Annotated in this window: 2 protein-coding genes; both read right to left on the reverse strand. The window is 54.9% G+C overall.

What is annotated here, in order from left to right; genetic code table 11:
• Window positions 1-762 (reverse strand): PCRF domain-containing protein (locus ACK4S7_RS11925; protein WP_409647136.1); only part of this gene is annotated, 762 nt, incomplete at its 3' end.
• 116 nt (window positions 763-878) lie between these two features.
• Window positions 879-1,994: penicillin-binding transpeptidase domain-containing protein (locus ACK4S7_RS11930; RefSeq protein ID WP_409647139.1), on the reverse strand; the 1,116-nt coding region annotated here is incomplete at its 5' end.

The following is a 1,994-nucleotide window of genomic DNA, read 5'->3' on the forward strand; positions in this document are numbered from 1 at the left end:
GGTGTTAATATGCTGTCCGCCTGCGCCTGACGCGCGGTATGTATCGATTTTCAGATCGCCTTCGTTTATTTCAATATCGATATTGTCGTCGATAACGGGATAGACCCAGACGCTGGAAAAGCTGGTATGGCGCTTGGCGGCGCTATCATATGGGGAAATGCGGACCAATCGGTGAACGCCACTTTCGGTCTTGGCGTAACCATAAGCATTCTCGCCCTTCACCAGCAGGGTTGCGGATTTGATGCCCGCTTGATCGCCTGCCTGATAGTCGACCATTTCGACCTTGTAGCCACGCTGTTCCGCCCAGCGATAATACATGCGCTGAAGCATTTCGGCCCAGTCCTGGCTTTCGGTGCCGCCAGCGCCAGCATGGATTTCAATAAAGGTGTCGTTGCCGTCTGCTTCGCCCGACAACAAAGCCGCAACCTTGTCGCGATCGGCACGGTCGGCAAGCGCTTTCAACGCCGCAGCGCCCTCGTCGCCCAGTTCGGCATCGCCTTCCATTTCGGCAAGTTCGATAAGTTCGACCGTGCCCGTTTTATCTGCGTCGATTTCACGCACAGTGCCGATCGCCGCATCCAAACGGCGGCGTTCGCGCATGACTTCTTCGGCTGCCTTCGGATTATCCCACAAGGTCGGATCTTCCACCTTGGCGTTCAGCTCATCCAAACGACGCAATGCGCGATCCCAATCAAGCGACATCTTGACGAGATTGAGGGCGGCATCAATGCGGGCAACATAGCCTTCTGCGTCGGCGCGCATAAGAAACTCCAAGGGAATGAAAGGTCAGCCGCGGCCTTTAGCGGATTGGACGCTCAAGTCAAAGGAAGCGATGCGTAGTGCGCGTCTGGATACACAAAACACCCACTGGCTCATGCCTAATAAATGCCGCCCTCTTGCTGAATAAATTCTTGGTCCCGCTTTGTGCCCACACTTGCACTTGGCGCATTTGTGTAAATGTCGGTGTTGTCGGTCTGAGATGCGGTCTTTTTCCTCGGCTTGTCACCACGTGCCGCCAACTCTTCCTGCCGAATTGAACGCTTCGGTTCGGTCTCGGCCTTAAATGCCTCCCAAATCACCGAGCTTTTGGGGTCGTCGCCCGGCCACGCACCATATACCCGTTTTCCGCTTTTCCGATCGACGCGGACAAGCCGCGTTCCAGCGGGGGCTATAAACGGCGTCTTTGGCATGTCGGCCATTGCGGTCCGAGCAAACTGTTTGAAGACTGGCGCAGCCAGTGAACTACCCTGAGCATAGCCACCCATGTTGCGCGGCTGGTCAAAACCAAGATAAAGCCCAGCAACAAGATGCGGTGACCCGCCAACGAACCAGACATTCGTCGGCCCCGTCGTTGTTCCGGTTTTACCAAATAATGGACGGTTGAGTTCGCGCAATGTTACCGCTGTCCCGCGTTCAATTACACCCTCAAGCATATGTACCACCTGATAAGCCGTTATCGGGTCCATCACTTGCTTACCCGCTGGCGCAAAACGCGGCATCGGCTTTCCATCCCAGTCAGCCGCGCGGCAGCCGGTGCAAGGTTTCCACTTGTCAGGCCAAATGACCTTGCCTTTTCTGTTTTGGGCAAAATCAATCAGCGTGGGCTTTAATTCGCGGCCATGATTGACGAGCATCGAATAGGCGTTGACCATTTTCAATACGGTTGTGTCGCCTGCACCAAGCGCATAGGACAGATAATCCGGGTAATCGCCAATCGACATTGCACGAAATGTGTCTGTGACATTGTCCATACCCGCTTCAGCCGCAGCGCGTACTGTCATCAAGTTTCGCGATTGTTCCAAGCCCCATCGCATCGTTTGCGGCCCGGCCCCACGACCGCTAAAATTGCGGAAACATTTCTGTCCCAGATTAGCACCCTGCCAGACGCAATATGGTCCATCTACGATAATCGATGTCGGCGTCATGCCGTTGTCGAGTGCGGTGGCATAAACAAATGGCTTAATGGTCGAACCCGGTTGACGCTGTGCTTGCGT

Origin of the sequence: Sphingorhabdus sp., from assembly GCF_046292425.1 — a bacterium.
GTDB lineage: Bacteria > Pseudomonadota > Alphaproteobacteria > Sphingomonadales > Sphingomonadaceae > Sphingorhabdus_B.